Source organism: Sinosporangium album (assembly GCF_900100605.1).
Taxonomy (GTDB): domain Bacteria; phylum Actinomycetota; class Actinomycetes; order Streptosporangiales; family Streptosporangiaceae; genus Sinosporangium; species Sinosporangium album.
This window is the reverse complement of the sequence record NZ_FNCN01000005.1, coordinates 22,260-38,532: the sequence shown is the minus strand read 5'-3', so window position 1 is coordinate 38,532 and position 16,273 is coordinate 22,260. Positions and strand designations below refer to the sequence as shown.

The following is a 16,273-nucleotide window of genomic DNA, read 5'->3' as shown; positions in this document are numbered from 1 at the left end:
GAGCTTGGCCCCCCGGTTTGGTGGGTGGTGGAGCTTGGCTGGGTTTTGATGAGGAAGGTTGGCATGCCGTTACGCCTTGTCGAGGGCCAGGTTGAGTTGGAGGACGTTGACGGCGGGTTCGCCCATGAAGCCGAGGGCGCGGGGGGTGGTGTTGGTGTTGATCAGGTTGCGGATGCGGTCGATGGGGAGGCCGCGTTCGCGGGCGATGCGGGGGGCCTGGAGTTCGGCGTAGGCGACGGAGATGTGGGGGTCGAGGCCGCTGCCGCTGGCGGTGACGGCGTCAGCGGGGACGACGGCTCGGGCGTTGCCCCGGATGGGCACGGTGCGGCCGGCGGCGTAGTCTTCGCCGGGTTTCCCGCATTCGACCGGCAGCCCCTTGTAGGTGGGGGTGAAGGGGGTGGCCGGGCAGGCCTGGTTCACGCTGACGGCGCGGTCGGGGAACACTTTGAGGACCGCGCCGACACCGTCGGCGGTGCAGTACGGCCTGGCCCCGCTGACGCCTTCCAGTTCGCCGACGGCCTTGCTGCGTGTGCAGACCTGGGTGAGCAGGGACTGCGTACCCTCGTCGGGATTGCCTTCGTCGTCTTTGGCGCCCGGCACCGGCAGTGTGTCGATGATGTCCTCGGGGCCGAGGTTGCTGGCGCTGGTGGAGGTGGGGTCGTAGCCGTCGCCGGCGGCCGAGGGCCGACTCTGGAAGTATCGGGCGATCGGCTTGCCGTCGGCGTCGGTGAAGGACTGGCCGATGAGCGAGCTGCCGACCGGCTTGCCGTCTTTTTCGATGATCGAGCCGTTGGCCTTGCCGTTGAACAGCGCCTGGGCGACCCCGGTGACCAGGAGCGGATAGATCGCCCCGGTGAGCAGGGTGAGCACGAGCAGGGCGCGGAGCGCGGCGAGGTGCTGACGGACCCAGCTTGGCAGACGTTCCATGACTACATCCCCGGAAGGAACTGAATGAGTAGATCGATGACCTTGATCCCGACGAACGGGGCGATGATGCCACCCAGCCCGTACATGTAGAGGTTGCGGCTCAGCAACTTCTCCGCGCTTTCCGGTCGGTATCGGACACCGCGTAGAGCGAGCGGGATCAGGGCGATGATGACCAGCGCGTTGAAGATGACGGCCGACAGGATCGCCGATTGGGGACTCGACAGGCGCATGATGTTGAGCGTGTCGAGGCCGGGGTAGACCGCGGCGAACATGGCCGGGATGATCGCGAAGTATTTGGCGATGTCGTTGGCGATGGAGAAGGTGGTCAGCGCGCCTCGGGTGATGAGGAGCTGCTTGCCGATCTCGACGATCTCGATGAGCTTGGTGGGGTTGGAGTCGAGGTCGACCATGTTGCCGGCCTCTTTGGCGGCGGACGTTCCGGTGTTCATGGCCACGCCGACGTCGGCCTGTGCGAGCGCCGGCGCGTCGTTGGTGCCGTCTCCGGTCATGGCGACGAGGCGGCCGCCCTCCTGCTCCTTTTTGATCAGGGCGAGCTTGTCCTCGGGTGTGGCCTCGGCGAGGAAGTCGTCGACGCCCGCCTCTTCGGCGATGGCCCGGGCGGTGAGCGGGTTGTCACCGGTGATCATGACGGTTTTGATGCCCATGCGGCGCATCTCGTCGAACCGCTCGCGCATGCCCTGTTTGACGACGTCTTTGAGGTGGACGACGCCCAGCACGTGGGCCTGCCCCTCGGAGATCTCCCCCACGACGAGCGGGGTGCCGCCCGCGGCCGAGATGCCGTCCACGATGTGGCCGACCTCGTCGCTGGGGTGGCCGCCGGCGTCCCTGATCCACTTCATGACGGCCGCCGCGGCGCCCTTGCGGATCTGGCGGCCGTCGACGTCGACGCCGCTCATGCGGGTCTGGGCGGTGAACGGGACCCAGGTGGCGTGGGCGAGCTCGCCGGGCTGGCGTTCGCGCAAGCCGTACGCCTGTTTGGCGTAGACCACGATGGAGCGGCCCTCGGGGGTCTCGTCGGCGAGGCTGGAGAGCTGGGCGGCGGCGGCGAGGTCGTCGGCGGAAACACCCTCGACGGGGTGGAACTCCGACGCCTGGCGGTTGCCGAGGGTGATGGTGCCGGTCTTGTCCAGGAGCAGGGTGCTGACGTCGCCGGCGGCCTCGACCGCGCGTCCGCTCATGGCGAGTACGTTGCGCTGGACCAGGCGGTCCATGCCGGCGATGCCGATGGCCGACAGCAGTGCGCCGATCGTGGTGGGGATGAGGCAGACCAGCAGCGACACCAGCACGATGCCGGTCACGCCGTCGGCGGTGAGGGCGAGGGAGTCCGGCACGCCGGGGTTCTGCGCCTTGGAGTAGATCGCCAGCGGCTGCATGGTGACGGTCGCGATCAGGAAGATGATCGTGAGCGCGGCCAGCAGGATGTTCAGGGCGATCTCGTTGGGGGTCTTCTGCCGACTCGCGCCTTCCACGAGCGCGATCATGCGGTCGATGAAGCTCTCGCCGGGCTTCTGGGTGATTTTGACGATGATCCGGTCGGAGAGCACTTTGGTGCCTCCGGTCACCGCCGACCGGTCGCCGCCGGATTCGCGGATCACAGGCGCGGACTCGCCGGTGATGGCCGACTCGTCCACGCTGGCGATGCCGTCCACCACGTCGCCGTCGCCGGGGATGATCTCTCCGGCCTCGACGACGACGTGGTCGCCCTGCTTCAGGTCGGTGGCGCCGACCGTGTCCCAGGCGAGTTCCCGGCGTCCTGCCGTCCAGTCCTTCAACCGCCGCGCGTTCGTGTCGCGCTTGGCCGCCCGCAGTGTCGCGGCCTGGGCCTTGCCGCGGCCTTCGGCCACGGCTTCGGCGAGGTTGGCGAACAGGGCGGTCAGCCAGAGCCAGACGACGATCGCCCAGGCGAAGAAGGAGGGGTCCATGATGGCGAGCACCGTGGTGAAGACGGCGCCGATCTCGACGATGAACATCACCGGGTTGCGCCAGAGCGTCGCCGGGTTCAGCTTGCGGAAGGCGTCGGGCAGCGACCTGACCAGTTGCTTGGGGTCGAGCAGCCCGGCGCCCACTTTGCCTGGAGGTTGCGGCCCCGGGGCGTTCTGCGTGGGGAGCACGTGGGTGGCCATGTCTACTGGAGTCCTTCTGCGAGCGGCCCGAGCGCCAGGGCGGGGAGGAACGTGAGGGCGACGAGGATCACCGTGACGCCGACGACCATGCCGACGAACTGCGGCCGGTGGGTGGGCAGCGTGCCGGCCGAGGCGGGCACGGGCGACTGCCTGGCCAGGGATCCGGCGAGGCCGAGGACGAAGATGATCGGCAGGAAGCGGCCGAACAGCATCGCCAGGCCGAGGGCGACGTCGTACCAGGGCGTGTTGACAGTGAGGCCGCCGAACGCCGATCCGTTGTTGTTGGAGGCCGAGGTGAAGGCGTAGAGCACTTCGGACAGGCCGTGCGGCCCGGTGTTCAGCATGCTCGCCCGATGTTCGGGAGAGGCCATCGCGAGGGCGGTGCCGACGAGCACCAGGATGGGGGTCGTCAGGAAGTAGAGGGCAGCGAACTTGATCTCGCGGGAGCCGATCTTCTTCCCGAGGTATTCGGGGGTGCGGCCCACCATGAGTCCGGCCACGAAGACCGTGATGACGGCCAGCATGAGCATGCCGTACAGCCCCGCGCCCACACCGCCGGGCGCGACCTCGCCCAGCATCATGTTGAACATCGTCATCATGCCGCCGAGGGCGGTGTAGGAGTCGTGGAAGGAGTTCACCGCTCCGGTGGAGGTCAGCGTGGTCGCCGCGCCGAAGGTGGCGGAGTTCATGATGCCGAACCGCGCCTCCTTGCCCTCCATCGCGGCTCCGACCGCCTGCGGCACGGTGCCGTTGTGCGCGAGCTCGAACGTGTTGGTGAGCACGACGCTGAGGAGGGCGAGGGTGCCCATGACGGCGACGATCGCGTAGCCCTGGCGGACATCGCCAACGACCTTCCCGAAGGTGCGCGGCATGGCGAACGGGATCAGCAGGATGAGGAAGATCTCGACCCAGTTGGTCCAGCTCGTGGCGTTCTCGAACGGGTGCGCGGAGTTGGCGTTGTAGAAGCCGCCGCCGTTGGTGCCGAGTTCCTTGATGACCTCCTGGCTCGCGACGGGCCCGCCGGTGATGGTCTGCTGGGCGCCTGCCAGGGTGTTCACGGTGTGCGGGTCGGCGAAGTTCTGGATCAGGCCGCCGGACACCAGGACGATCGCGCCGACGAAGGCGATGGGCACCAGGATGCGCAGCGTGCCGCGCACCAGGTCGACCCAGAAGTTGCCGAGCTGGTCGGTCGACTTGCGCGCGAATCCGCGCACCAGCGCCATAGCCACGGCCATGCCGACCGCCGCGGACACGAAGTTCTGTACGGCCAGGCCCGACATCTGGACCAGGTAGCCCATCGTGGACTCGCCGGAGTACGCCTGCCAGTTGGTGTTGGTGACGAAGCTGACCGCGGTGTTCCAGGCGATGTGGTCGGTGACCGGCTCCATGCCGACGGATAGGAAGAGCTTGTCCTGGAGGCGCTGTAAGCCGTACAGGACCAGGAGCGACACCGCCGAGAAGGCGAGCACTCCGCGGGCGTAGACGCTCCATTTCTGCTCGGTGTCCGGCTGGACGCCGAGGAGGCGGTACATCAAACGTTCCACGCCGAGGTGCCGGGGGCTCGTGTACACGCGGTACATGTAATCGCCCAGGGGTCTGTGCACCAGCGCGAGCGCGAGTATGAGGGCTCCGATGAATAGGATCCCCGCGAGGGTGGGATTCATCAGAAGCGCTCCGGGAAAAGCAGGGCCGCGATCATAAAGATCACCAGGCCGGCGGCCACCACAAGGCCGGCGAGATTGACGGCACTCACAGGCGCTCTACCGCCCTCACGACGATCCCGAGGATCGCGAACAGCGCGATCGTCAGGACGACGAAGATGACATCGGCCATCTCCACTCCTCTAGGCACATCCCGGCCGCCCACCTATGGGCGACTCTGAAAGCAGCAAAGCGGAAAAATTTCGCTCTTCTCCGCTTCTTGACGGGTTCCATACGCCTCGGGAGCAAGCGTTTACGTATTCCCTACATCCCCCCTACTTCTGCACTATTGCCCCAGTCCACACCCCCCGCCTGACCCCCCGGTCAGCCCCATCAGATGCTGCCCGGCGCGACCAGAAAAATTCTCGCGTTCAGGTTCATGTCCGGAACGGAATCCGGAATCACCTCACGATCGGGCGGCTCGATGGACGGTCCGGCGCACGCGGTACGGCGCCTGGCCTTCCTACACGCGACCGACCCGGTGGTCCGTACGGCCCTGGCCCGCGAACCCCGCCCCGCCGGCGGCCTGGCGGCGGCCTCCCGGCCCCGGCCGGGGAGATCACGACCTAGCCGGGGAGGCGCCCCGCGGGCGCCACGGGGTCTGAGGAGGCGAAGCGCAGCAGGGAGCGGGCCAGCGACTCGTAGGCCCGGGCCCAGACGTCGTCGAAGAGGATCCACTGCTGGTAGCCGAAGAAGCCGCTGAGGTGGATCGACATCTGGGCGGTGTGCGCGGCGGTGTGGATCAGGGTCTTGCCCGGGTCGCGCCCCTCCTCCGGTCCGCGGAACCGGATGTGTCTCATGGCGTCCTCGTGGGCGACCGCGTGGTCGCCGGCCAGGTCGACGGGCACGGGCCACTCGGTGAAGGAGGGCCAGAGGTTGCAGCGGCCGAGCGCCGACGTGAGATCGCGCTCCCCCGGGGCGACCAGGGCGCGGAGGATGAGCAGCTCGGACGGCCACGCGTCGGGGCCGACGGGTTCGCGCAGCCGGGCGGCGAGATCGGGCAGCCGGGTCCCCGGGATGGCCACGGGGCCGACGCGTCCGCGGCTGGCGCCATCCGCGAACGTCAGCAAAAGCGCATATGTCGTGCCCTCTCCGCCCGCTCGCGCGAACGACAACTCCTCAATCTGGTCAAGTGGGGTGAAAAGGGTTTCCCCGCGGGACGATTGAAACTCCTGGAGAAGCTGCGACAGCTGCGCCGGAAGCGACACCTCTTTCCTGATGGAAAGCGGCACGTCGGGAAGCCGCCACCCCTCCCACAAATGAAAGGCCAGCAGGTCCGGATGCGCCCCCACGAAGGAGTCATCGCAAAAGTAATAGGCCAATTGGATCTCGTCGTCGTCGGTGAGAGCCCGGACGAACGACGGCTCGACCCGCACCTCACCGTCGACGCGGAGATGCGCCTGCAGCACCTCCCGCAGTCCGTCCCAATCCGCGGGCGGCGGCAGCCGGTGCTCGCGGGCGGCGACGAAAACCGAGGAAAGCCCGTGGACATCTCCGCCGAGTTCGGCGGAGACCCAGGTTTCGATATCGGCGAGCGCATCACCCGCGACCTCGAAGCCGCGGCGGAACCAGTCCAGCGCCGTGGCGTCGGGCAGTCGGCGAACGCGCTTGCTCAGCGGCCCTTCGTAATGACTGCGATACACAAACCAGGTCATGCGCACAAGGTCGCATATGCCTACGACAATTTCCCCGAATTTGGGTTTACCACGAGGATTCCGTGCGGGCGACACTTTGGAAGTCGGCGAGAAGAGGACCCATGTCCTTGGTATGGACACCGTATCTGCCGCCGATGCCGGCGAGGCTGACCACGACCGGCACCGCGAGGGTGGCGGTGCGCAGAATCTGACCGATGACCAGGTCGAATTCGTCACGCACACTGACCGGGTCGACCCCGGTGCCGTTGTCGGCGGCCACACGCTCGGCGTCGTGCGTGGTGAACAGCTCGTCGACCAGGGGCCAGACCGATTCGAGCGCGGTCTGGGCACGGGCTCGGGCGTAGGAGGTGCCGTCGCCGAGCCGTACGATCCACCCGGCGGAATAGGCGCGGTGGTAGGCCAGCTCCGTGAGGCCGCGCTCGGCGAGAGCGGCGAGGACGGGGTCGAGGGAGACCGTGAGGCGGTGGAAGAGGGCGAGCCGCCACGCGGAGAAGACGAGGAGCCTCGCCATGAGCTCGCTGAAGTCGGCGCTCGCGACCTCGACGAGCCGCACGTTGCGGAACTCGTGCTCCTCCCGGAAGTAGGCGAAGTGATCTTCGTTGTGCCCGGTCCCGTCGGCCTGCCCCGCCCGGGACAGCAGCATCCGCGCCTGGCCCAGCAGATCGAGGGCGATGTGGGCGATCGCGACTTCGTCTTCCAGCTCGGGGGCGCGCGTGCACCACTGCTGGAGGCGGTTGGACATGATCAGCGCGTCGTCCCCCAGCATCAGGCAGTACGCGGCGAGATCGGCGCCTTCCACACCCGAGGGCAGCGTGGTGTCGACACCCTGGAAGATGTCGCCGAATCGGGTGTCGAACGCCCACTGGTCGTCGCCCGACCCGGCGACGGCGCCATAGGCGCTGTCAGACGGCATGGTCGATCGCTCCTCCCGCAAGAGGTGTCTCGCAGAACCACCAGGGCCCATTTCCAGTATCCCTCGGGAACCCTCCTGATGGGTCCGCCGACCACGACCTGATCTTCCGGGCCTCCTTCCAGACCCGTCCCGCTCCCCGCTCCACCCCGACCTGTGCCTCGTCCAGCTCCCGCTCCATTCCGATCCGGTTCCGCCGCGATCCAGGGCCGTCTCGAACCTCGGTACGGCCGGGGCCCACCTCGCCCCTCCGTATATGCTGCCCATGCGGCTGGTTCGCCATGTGCCTCGCGCCCATGGCGTCGTAAGAGGGAACCCGGTGCGGCACCCCCGTCCATCTCGGTGGCGGGCTCGCCAATTCCGGGACTGCCCCGCAGCGGTGAGCGGGAACGACCGCCGTCAACAGCACTGGACCTCGCCGTCCGGGAAGCGACGGCCATTAGGAGACCGCCTCCCCCACCCCGGGGAGCGCGACATGCCCGCGAGTCCGAAGACCTGCCCGCCGCCCGCGCGCCGACCGGCGCGCGGTGGGTCTCGTGGTCTCGTGGGAGGACCTGTGACCGGGCGTAGCCGTGCTTTGCCGGGGAAATGGCCGCCGAGTCGGCCGCCGTCGCCGGCCGCTCCGCGTGCGGCGGAGACGGCCAGGGCGTCCTCCCCTCCCTCACGGTGTCCACGCGCGGTGCCTCCTGTGCGGCCGAAGCCCCCCATGGCATGACACGAGGGAAGGACCGCCATGCACGCCATGAACGCCATGAACGGCGTCACCACCACCATCCTGGGCTATCCCCGCATCGGCCCGCGCCGCGAGCTCAAGCGCGCGACGGAGGACTACTGGGCGGGCAGGATCGACGCCGACCGGCTGGAGGAGACGGCGGCGTCCCTGCGCGCCGGGGTCTGGCGCGAGCTGGCGCAGGCCGGCCTGGACAGAGTGCCGTCGAACACGTTCTCGCTCTACGACCAGGTGCTCGACACCACCATCCTCCTGGGCGCGGTCCCCGCGCGCTTCTGGGGATTCACCGGGCTCGACCGCTACTTCGCGATGGCCCGCGGCGCCGACGGCGTGCCGCCGCTGGAGATGACCAAGTGGTTCGACACCAACTACCACTACCTGGTGCCCGAGCTGGGGCCGGAGACCCGGTTCCAGCTCTCCTTCGACAAGCCCCTGGCCGAATACCGCGAGGCACGAGCCCTCGGCATGGAGACGCGGCCCGTGCTGGTGGGCCCGCTGTCCTACCTGCTGCTGGCCAAGTCCACGCAGCCGGACTTCTCCACCCTGGACCTGCTGCCCGACCTGCTCGACGTCTACGCCGAACTGCTCGAACGGCTCGCCGGGGCCGGGGTCACCGAGGTCCAGTTCGACGAGCCGGCGCTCGCCGCGGACCGGTCGGCGGACGAACTCGCCGCGCTGCGCCGCGCCTACCACACCCTCGGCGGGCTGACGGCCAGGCCGCGGCTCCTGGTCGCGACCTACTTCGGGGAGATTGGCGAGGCCCTGCCGATCCTCGCCGACAGCGCGGTGGAGTCGATCGCCCTCGACTTCGTGGCCGGTCCGGGCAACCTGCGGACCCTGGCCTCCGTGGGCGGGCTCCGGCACAAGACACTGGTCGCGGGTATCGTCGACGGGCGCAACGTGTGGCGCACCGACATCCCGGGCGCCCTGTCCACGCTGGTGTCGCTGCTGGGCCTGACCGACAACCTGGTGGTGAGCACGTCGTGCTCCCTCCTGCACGTGCCGATCGACCTCTCCCTGGAAACGGGGCTGGACGAGGGGCTGCGCGACAGGCTGGCCTTCGCCAAGGAGAAGGTCGCCGAGGTGGTCCTGCTCGGGCGGGCCCTGCGGGAGGGGCATCAGGTGGTCGCGGGGGCCCGTGCCGTACCGGCCCCGGGGGTCAACGAGCAGGTGCGGGCGCGGCTGGCCGAGCTCGGCGACGGCGCGACGCGCTCCCCGCACGCTGAACGGCTGGCCCTGCAGGCCTCCTCGCTCGGGCTGCCGCCGCTGGCCGGCACGACGATCGGGTCCTTCCCGCAGACGCCGGAGGTGCGGCGGGCCCGCGCCGACCTGCGCAGCGGCGCGATCGACGAGGCGGCCTACGAGAAGCTGAACCGCGGGGAGATCGACCGGGTCATCGCGCTGCAGGAGGAGCTCGGCCTGGACGTGCTCGTCCACGGCGAACCCGAGCGCAATGACATGGTGCAATACTTCGCCGAGCTGCTCGACGGGTTCGCGGCGACCGAGTTCGGCTGGGTGCAGTCGTACGGCTCCCGCTGCGTCCGCCCGCCGATCCTGTTCGGTGACGTGTCGCGGCCCGAGCCGATGACACTGCGGTGGGCGACCTACGCGCAGTCCCTCACCGGCAAGCCCGTCAAGGGCATGCTGACCGGCCCGGTGACGATGCTGGCCTGGTCGTTCGTCCGCGATGACCAGCCGCTCGCCGCCACCGCCCGGCAGGTGGCGCTGGCGCTGCGCGACGAGGTCGCCGACCTGGAGGCCGCGGGCATCCGCGTCATCCAGGTCGACGAGCCGGCCCTGCGCGAGCTGCTGCCGCTGCGGGCCGCCGACCGCGACGCCTACCTGGCCTGGGCCGTGGGGGCGTTCCGCCTGGCGACCGGGGGCGCCGCCGACACCACGCAGATCCACACGCACATGTGCTACTCGGAGTTCGGCGAGATCATCGGAGCCATCGGCGACCTGGACGCCGACGTCACCAGCGTCGAGGCGGCCCGGTCGCACCTGGAGCTGCTGGACGATCTGCGCGAGGCGGGCTACCGGCGCGGGATCGGGCCGGGGGTGTACGACATCCACTCGCCGCGTGTCCCGACGGTCGAGGAGGTGGAGCGGGCGCTGCGCAAGGCGGTGACGACGGTGGACCCGGCGCTGCTGTGGGTCAATCCGGACTGCGGGCTCAAGACCCGCGGCTACGAGGAGGTCACGGCGAGCCTCGCGAACATGATGGAGGCGGCTCGGCGCGTACGGGCCTCGCTGACCCCGTGACGGGACGCGACCATGACGGGATGTGACCGTGACGGGACGCGACGGAGCGTGACGGGGTGAGGTGAGCCGGCGGTTCGGCAGGTTCGGCCGGTGACCGCGGCAGGCCCGTGCCGCGTCCCAGACGGGGCGCGGGCCGTTCGCGATGTCGGGATTCTCACGGCCAGGACGTAGGGATTCTCACGGCCAGATCGACGACGCGCCGCACACATGCACTTACTTTTCGCGACTTCCGGAGATCCTTGAGGGGCCCGACCAGGCCTACGCCCTGAAAGGACACCGTGAACCAGGACCCCCGCACCCCTTGGACCGGCCGCCGCGTCTTCACCACCGGCGCCGTCGTCGTCGCCTTGGCGGCGGCGGTGTTCACCTTGAGCCAGCTTTCTCAGTCCGACACCACGGATACCACGTCACCACCACCGATACCGTCACTCGGCGGACGGTGACCGCAGGGCGGTTCGCGAAATCCTGCGACATCGCTCCAGTGCAATGTCCAGCGCCAGGATTTATCCCTTATCCAGGCTGAACGCCGTCAACGACCACCCCCTCCCCCCAATAACATGGACAAACACATCCGAGAAGGCACGTTAACGGCTAAAAATCGCCGCCCTTCCCGATGCCTCCCGGGAACGTAAACACGACGTCACCGCAGGCGCGACAGATAACTTTTCTGCGAATTTCCCGAACCATCTCCAACCCGTTGGCACAACTGATATGTGTTGCCTTCACGAGGTGGAGGTCATTAACGGGAGTTGATCATGCGGTTCCGCGTCGATGTCGCGGCGGGCCACGCCCGGATGGAGTGGCCGGATGTCCACGGACCCGCCAGAGCGGTGGTCCACGATCTCATCCGCAGCCAGGACGCCGAGCTCGCCGCCGAGCTCCACAGCCACGGATGGGGCGGCACGCCACCCCGCCCGCTCGGCGTCTCGCCGCCGGTCTTCACCGGCACACGCAGGACCAAAGGCGCCTATATGACCTCCGACACCGGCTCCCTCTGGCTCGGCTCCCCCATCCCGCAGATCGCCCTCTGCATGCTCGCCGGCCTCGCCGGCCGACACGAACTGCATTGGGGCCGCGTGCCGCTCCGCGTGAAAGGCGTCCAACTGGAGCACGGCCCTGACCACTCCTCCGGCCGTGCCGAGTTCGCCTCCGTCTCCCCCGTTCTGGTGAAACACCACGACCTGTACCTCCTCCCCGACGACCCGCAATACGGCAAACGCCTGGCCCACAACCTCCGCCACAAGGCCGAGATCCTCGACCTTCCCCGCGATGTCGAGGTGGAGATCGTGGAGGCGGGCCCTCGGCGGCGCTTCGAAGTGCAGGGCGCGCTGCGTATCGGGGCCACCGTACGGCTCCGCGTGGTCGCGGCCCCCGCCCTCCTCGACGCCTGCCACCAGGGCGGTATCGGGCTCGCCACCAATCAGGGCTTCGGCTGGCTGCGCTGAGCCGCCCTGTGGCGCCACGCGGCGGGCGAGGGGCGGGGGCTCGGCCGGCAGGGCTGTGCCGTACGGCTCTTTGTAGTTGGCTGTTTCGCAGGTCGGTCCCGTGTGCATGACCGCGTCTACGATGATGCATAGTTGTAGTGCCCATCGGGGCCCGCAGCCGTTCGGCCCCGGCGCAACCGCGACGAGCAGTGAGGATCTCGACCGAGCATGGACACGACCGATCGCCGATTCACGCCCGTTCTCTATGCGCTGGCCGCCTCGGCCCTGCTGCTCACCGCCGCGTGCGGCGGGGCGACGCCGACGACAGAGGCGGCCAGCGGGCAGACGACGGGGACGGCGGGGGCGGCGGGGGCGGCGGGGGCGGCGGACGCCGCCGATCCCGGCATCGGCCACGTCCACGCGGTGGACGTCGACCCGAGCGACGGCTCGGTCTACCTGGCCGGACACTACGGGCTGTTCAAGGTGACGTCGAAGACGGAGGCCGTCCGGGTAGCCGACCTCGTCCAGGACAACATGGGTTTCACAGTGATCGGCCCCAAGACCTTCCTCGCCAGCGGGCACCCCTCGGCCGAGGACGTCCAGGCCGGCAAACCACACCACCTCGGGCTGATCCGCAGCGCCGACGCCGGTCTCACCTGGACCACCGTCTCCGAGGGAGGCAAAGCCGACTTCCACTCCCTGCAACCGGCCGGTTCCGAGCTCTACGCCTTCGACAGCCAGACCGGCCGCGTACGGCGAAGCCAGGACGAAGGCCGCACCTGGGAGATCGGCGCGCAGGCCAAGGTGATCGACCTCGCCGCCCACGCCGACGAACCCCGCCGCGTCTACGCCACCACGCCCGAGGGCCTCACCGTGAGCGAGGACGGCGGCGCCACCTTCACCACCGCGGCGGGAGCACCCGCGCTGGCGATGGTCGACTCTCCCGCCAAGGGCACACTCACCGGGGTCGCCCCGGACGGGGCGGTCCACGTGAGCGAGGACGCCGGCCGCACCTGGACCAGCCCCGGGCGGCTCCCGGCGCCGCCCTCGTCGTTCAACGCCGAGGGGAGGCAGCACCTGCTCGCCACCCTGGAGGACGGCACCGCCGTCGAGTCCAAGGACGGTGGCCGCACGTTCACCGTGGTCTTCCAGCCGTCCGCATCCTCGCACTCGTCCCACTGACCCGGCCCGCGCCCCGGGCGACCGTACGCTCCGCGCCGGTGCCACCCCGGCGCGGCCGTACGCCCACGCGGCCGTACGCCCACGTGTACGCGCCCCGGGCGCGCGCTTCGCTCAGGCGGGTCCGCCGCCGACGGTCGCCGGCTCCCGCGCCGGCTCCCGCGCCGCCTCCTGCGCCCCCCGGCCGCGCCGCCGATGCCGGCCGACAAGCGGGCGCCTGGGGCCGCGCAGCTGCCGCACCAGGAGGATCAGCGCGAGGAGCAGGGCGAGGGTCCCGGAGGCGTAGGCCGCCGTCTGCGGGGTGATGGGCACGCCGATGTTGGGCGAGGGCGCCGCCACCGTCACCGCTCCTACCCCGAGCTCCTCCATGTAGCCGGGCATGGTGTCCGCGTTACCGCGCAGGGTGATCTGGGTGGCCGCGAGTTCGTCGAGGTGCTCTTGGACCTTGCGGGGCAGGCCGTACCCGACGACCTTGCTCTCGTCCCGGACCTTGCGCTTGAGCCACACCCCGTCGACATTGGCCTCGATTGTGTGGATCTTGCCGTCGCGCACTTTCTCGACGAGCCCCACGTGGTCGATGCCTTTGATGGCGTCTCCACCGGCCCAGTCGTAGAAGACCACGGCACCGGGTTCGGGACTGTCGGACCACGCCGCCTGCTGCTGGAACCACACCGCGTGCGAGGGAGTCCAAGCGAATTGTCCGACCACTTCGGCAAGGCCCGCCTGTTCGGCTGCCCACGCGATGAACATGTCACACCACGGGGCGTTCCGATACTTCGGGTGGATATCAATGGTCTCTGCGTACCACTCACCGTATTTAGTGAACTGTCCAGCTTTCTCCTGATATCCAAGCTCCGGCCGCACGACATCGAGCAGGCGTTCCACAATCGGATCCATCGGCTGTGCGCTCTCCCTCAACAGGCGTCAACCAGCAGGCACGTACGGCAGAAGCCGCACCGCCATCGCCGCGCGCACAGCACCCTCCGCCGAGCGGCGCGACCGCCGCATGCCGGTTTCCCGGCATGCCGCAGCAACGTCCAACCCCAACGAGAACCCGGAAACCGCCCTCGCGATTCACCCCTGTACCGCGAGAGCCCGGCAGGCGGCGACACCCCTTCGACCCCGTTCAACGTCGTTCAACGTCGTTCAACCTGGTTCGACGTCGCTTCCGGGCACGCGGGGTAGCCGCGGCATATCCGAGCGAAGTCTTCAACGAGGTCTCAGAGAGATCGCCAACCGATAACGATTGACTGTAACCGCCAATCGGGGCGTGCGGGACAGAACAACAAAACCCAGGAAAATGCCCCCGAAGCGGCGAGCCCGGCCGGGCGACTCGCCGTGCCGCACCGCCGCCGGAGAGGAAACAAGGTCAGGCTTGCCTACCATGAGCTGCGGAGCCTCACCCGGCCCTCTCGCACCCTCGGAGTCATCCATGGCCACAATGAGCATGCGGACAACCCGGACGGCGCAGCCGAACCTAAGCCTGACGGTCAGATCGAGACGGACATCACCAAGGCGTCGTCAGCATTCCTATCAGGACACAAACGACATCGCCGTACGATGAGCGCGCTATGACGGCTGACGGAATCGTGCTGGTGCATGGGGCCATGTATGGCAGCTCATGCTGGGACCCTGTTCTGCCCCACCTGGGGCTCCCCGCCGTCGCGGTCGACCTGCCGGGGCGGGTCGGCGCGCGACTCAACCGACTGGTCTCGCTCGAAGGCTGGGCTGCGACGGTCGCCGACGCGGTCAGACGCGAGGGCTATCGACGGGCCATGGTGGTGGCCCACTCCCTGGGCGGCCTCAGCGTGCTCGACATCGCGGCGCGGGTCCCCGGCCGGGTCCGCGACCTCGTCATGGTGGCGGGCGTGGTGCCACGGGAGGGGCAGACCTATTGGGACACGCTCCCCCGGCCCGTCAACCGCCTCCGCGGGCTGGTCCGGGCAGGCCGGAAGGAGATCGTGCTCCCGCGCGGGCTGGCGAGGTTCCTGCTGGTCCACGACCTCGAACGCGCGACCAGGCGCACGATCCTCGCCGGCCTGGTGCCGGAGCGCTACTCGCTGCTGTCGACACCGGTCCGGCACAGGTTCACGCAAGGAGTACGGCTCGCCTACGTGCACACGACCAAGGACCGCATCGTCCCGATGCGAGCTCAGCGCCGCTACGTGGCGAGGCTGGGCGACACCGTCACCCGCGCGTTCCTCAACAGCGGGCACAGCGTCTTCGCCGCGCGCCCCCGGGAACTCGCCGACGTCCTCAACCGCCTCGCCTTCGCTTGACGCGCCCCTCGGGGTGTCACGACCTGGTGTCACGACCTGGTGTCACGACCTGGTGTCACAACCTGTCGCGGGAGTCGATGAGCATCCAGTAGGCGGCCATCGACCCCGCGTGGACCGAGGTCACCACGGTCTGCCAGTCCGTGGTGAGGTCGCCCGCCGCGTAAACGCCGGGGATGCTCGTCCGCCGCGCCTCGTCGGTCTTGACGAACCCGTCGTCGGAGACCACCAGGCCGAGGCGTTCGACCAGCGGCACCTGCCGCTGCCGAGGACGCCACACCAAGGTGCGCCGCTCGACCACCGTGCCGTCGGCCAGCTCGACGGCACGCAGGTCGCCGTCCGCATGGTGCAGCCGGGTGATGGTCTCCACGACCAAAGGGAGGTCGTCCTCCCCCGGCTCCCGAGGGTCCGCGCCGTTGCCGAACAGCAGGACGTCCTGGCTCCACGGCGCGAACTTGGCGGCGGCGACCCTCGCCTGCTCCGCCGTGGCGACCACCACTCCCCACGGACGGTCGCCGTTCTCCCAGCCGCCGCAGAACGGGCAGTGGATGACGGTCTTACCCCAGCATTCGCGGAAGCCTTCGACCTCCGGGTAATCGTCGACCATGCCGGTCGCGAGCAGCACGCGGCGCGCCCACACCGGCTCTCCGTGGCGCGGCACGACAGTGAACCCGCCGCCGTCGGCGGAGACCACGTCGTCCACCTCGGCGTCACGCCGCCAGGCCATGCCGTACGCGCCGAGGTCGGCCCACGCCCGCGCGCGGTATTCCGCCGGCGACAGCCCGTCGAGCCCCACGATGCCGTGCATCCCCAGGGACATCGCGTTGCGGGGAGGCGCGGGCGACTCCAAGACGACCGTCTTGAAACGGGACCGGCTCAACGTCATCGCCGCAGTCAAACCCGCCGGCCCGCCCCCCGCAATCGCGACATCGAACTGCTCCACTGGCGCTTCCCACTCCCTCTCGTCCCACGCGATACCATCCGCCCCATCCTTTCGGGCGGGGGTGCCGCCGTCGAACCCGACCAGCCGCCCCCGCCGCCCCGGGCGGCGGTCGGCGGGGGACGG

The 16,273-nt window shown here is 69.3% G+C and carries 13 protein-coding genes and 1 riboswitch; of the genes, 5 read left to right on the top strand and 8 right to left on the bottom strand.

The features are described from left to right. Positions 1-69 precede the first annotated feature (69 nt). The 6 genes from BLQ73_RS06640 to paaC form a co-directional block, all read right to left on the bottom strand. Positions 70-927 (bottom strand): potassium-transporting ATPase subunit C, encoded by an 858-nt coding sequence (locus tag BLQ73_RS06640; protein ID WP_093169355.1) that lies wholly within the window; start codon positions 925-927, stop codon positions 70-72. 2 nt (positions 928-929) lie between these two features. Next, the gene (gene kdpB / locus BLQ73_RS06635) at positions 930-3,071 is read right to left on the bottom strand and encodes a potassium-transporting ATPase subunit KdpB (protein ID WP_093169353.1); all 2,142 of its coding nucleotides are present in this window, start codon (positions 3,069-3,071) and stop codon (positions 930-932) included. A gap of 2 nt (positions 3,072-3,073) precedes the next feature. Beyond that, positions 3,074-4,735 (bottom strand): potassium-transporting ATPase subunit KdpA, encoded by a 1,662-nt coding sequence (gene kdpA / locus BLQ73_RS06630; protein WP_093169351.1) that lies wholly within the window; start codon positions 4,733-4,735, stop codon positions 3,074-3,076. After that, on the bottom strand, positions 4,735-4,824 hold the full coding sequence (gene kdpF / locus BLQ73_RS06625; protein WP_093169349.1) for a K(+)-transporting ATPase subunit F: 90 nt from the start codon (positions 4,822-4,824) through the stop codon (positions 4,735-4,737). Before kdpF ends, kdpA begins: the two co-directional genes overlap by 1 nt. Before the next feature lie 513 nt (positions 4,825-5,337). Continuing rightward, the gene (locus BLQ73_RS32135; protein ID WP_176955310.1) at positions 5,338-6,426 is read right to left on the bottom strand and encodes a hypothetical protein; all 1,089 of its coding nucleotides are present in this window, start codon (positions 6,424-6,426) and stop codon (positions 5,338-5,340) included. 46 nt (positions 6,427-6,472) lie between these two features. After that, positions 6,473-7,339, bottom strand: coding sequence for a 1,2-phenylacetyl-CoA epoxidase subunit PaaC (gene paaC, locus BLQ73_RS06610; RefSeq protein WP_093169345.1), 867 nt, complete (start codon positions 7,337-7,339; stop codon positions 6,473-6,475). Positions 7,340-7,591: 252 nt separating this feature from the next. Beyond that, positions 7,592-7,853: riboswitch (cobalamin riboswitch) on the top strand. A 216-nt stretch (positions 7,854-8,069) separates the two neighbouring features. On the opposite strand from paaC, the gene metE reads away from it, so the two are divergent. The 4 genes from metE (at position 8,070) to BLQ73_RS06595 (ending at position 12,934) form a co-directional block, all read left to right on the top strand. Beyond that, a complete protein-coding gene (gene metE / locus BLQ73_RS06605) occupies positions 8,070-10,328 on the top strand; it encodes a 5-methyltetrahydropteroyltriglutamate--homocysteine S-methyltransferase (protein WP_245690846.1) in 2,259 nt (752 codons plus the stop codon). A gap of 278 nt (positions 10,329-10,606) precedes the next feature. Next, on the top strand, positions 10,607-10,771 hold the full coding sequence (locus tag BLQ73_RS32130; RefSeq protein ID WP_176955309.1) for a hypothetical protein: 165 nt from the start codon (positions 10,607-10,609) through the stop codon (positions 10,769-10,771). A 312-nt stretch (positions 10,772-11,083) separates the two neighbouring features. After that, positions 11,084-11,773, top strand: coding sequence for a CRISPR-associated endoribonuclease Cas6 (cas6, locus tag BLQ73_RS06600; RefSeq protein WP_093169668.1), 690 nt, complete (start codon positions 11,084-11,086; stop codon positions 11,771-11,773). 207 nt (positions 11,774-11,980) lie between these two features. Further along, positions 11,981-12,934, top strand: a complete 954-nt coding sequence (locus tag BLQ73_RS06595; RefSeq protein WP_093169343.1) for a F510_1955 family glycosylhydrolase — start codon at positions 11,981-11,983, stop codon at positions 12,932-12,934. Between the two features lie 111 nt (positions 12,935-13,045). Here BLQ73_RS06595 and BLQ73_RS31020 read toward each other — a convergent pair whose 3' ends face one another. Next, positions 13,046-13,828: a CHAP domain-containing protein gene (locus tag BLQ73_RS31020; RefSeq protein ID WP_143020159.1), complete on the bottom strand. Its 783-nt coding sequence runs from the start codon at positions 13,826-13,828 to the stop codon at positions 13,046-13,048. A 674-nt stretch (positions 13,829-14,502) separates the two neighbouring features. On the opposite strand from BLQ73_RS31020, the gene BLQ73_RS06585 reads away from it, so the two are divergent. Continuing rightward, positions 14,503-15,210: an alpha/beta fold hydrolase gene (locus BLQ73_RS06585; protein WP_093169341.1), complete on the top strand. Its 708-nt coding sequence runs from the start codon at positions 14,503-14,505 to the stop codon at positions 15,208-15,210. A gap of 55 nt (positions 15,211-15,265) precedes the next feature. On the opposite strand, the gene BLQ73_RS06580 is transcribed toward BLQ73_RS06585, so the two are convergent. Continuing rightward, complete coding sequence (locus BLQ73_RS06580) at positions 15,266-16,150, bottom strand: NAD(P)/FAD-dependent oxidoreductase (RefSeq protein ID WP_093169339.1); 885 nt, start codon at positions 16,148-16,150, stop codon at positions 15,266-15,268. Between the last annotated feature and the right edge of the window lie 123 nt (positions 16,151-16,273).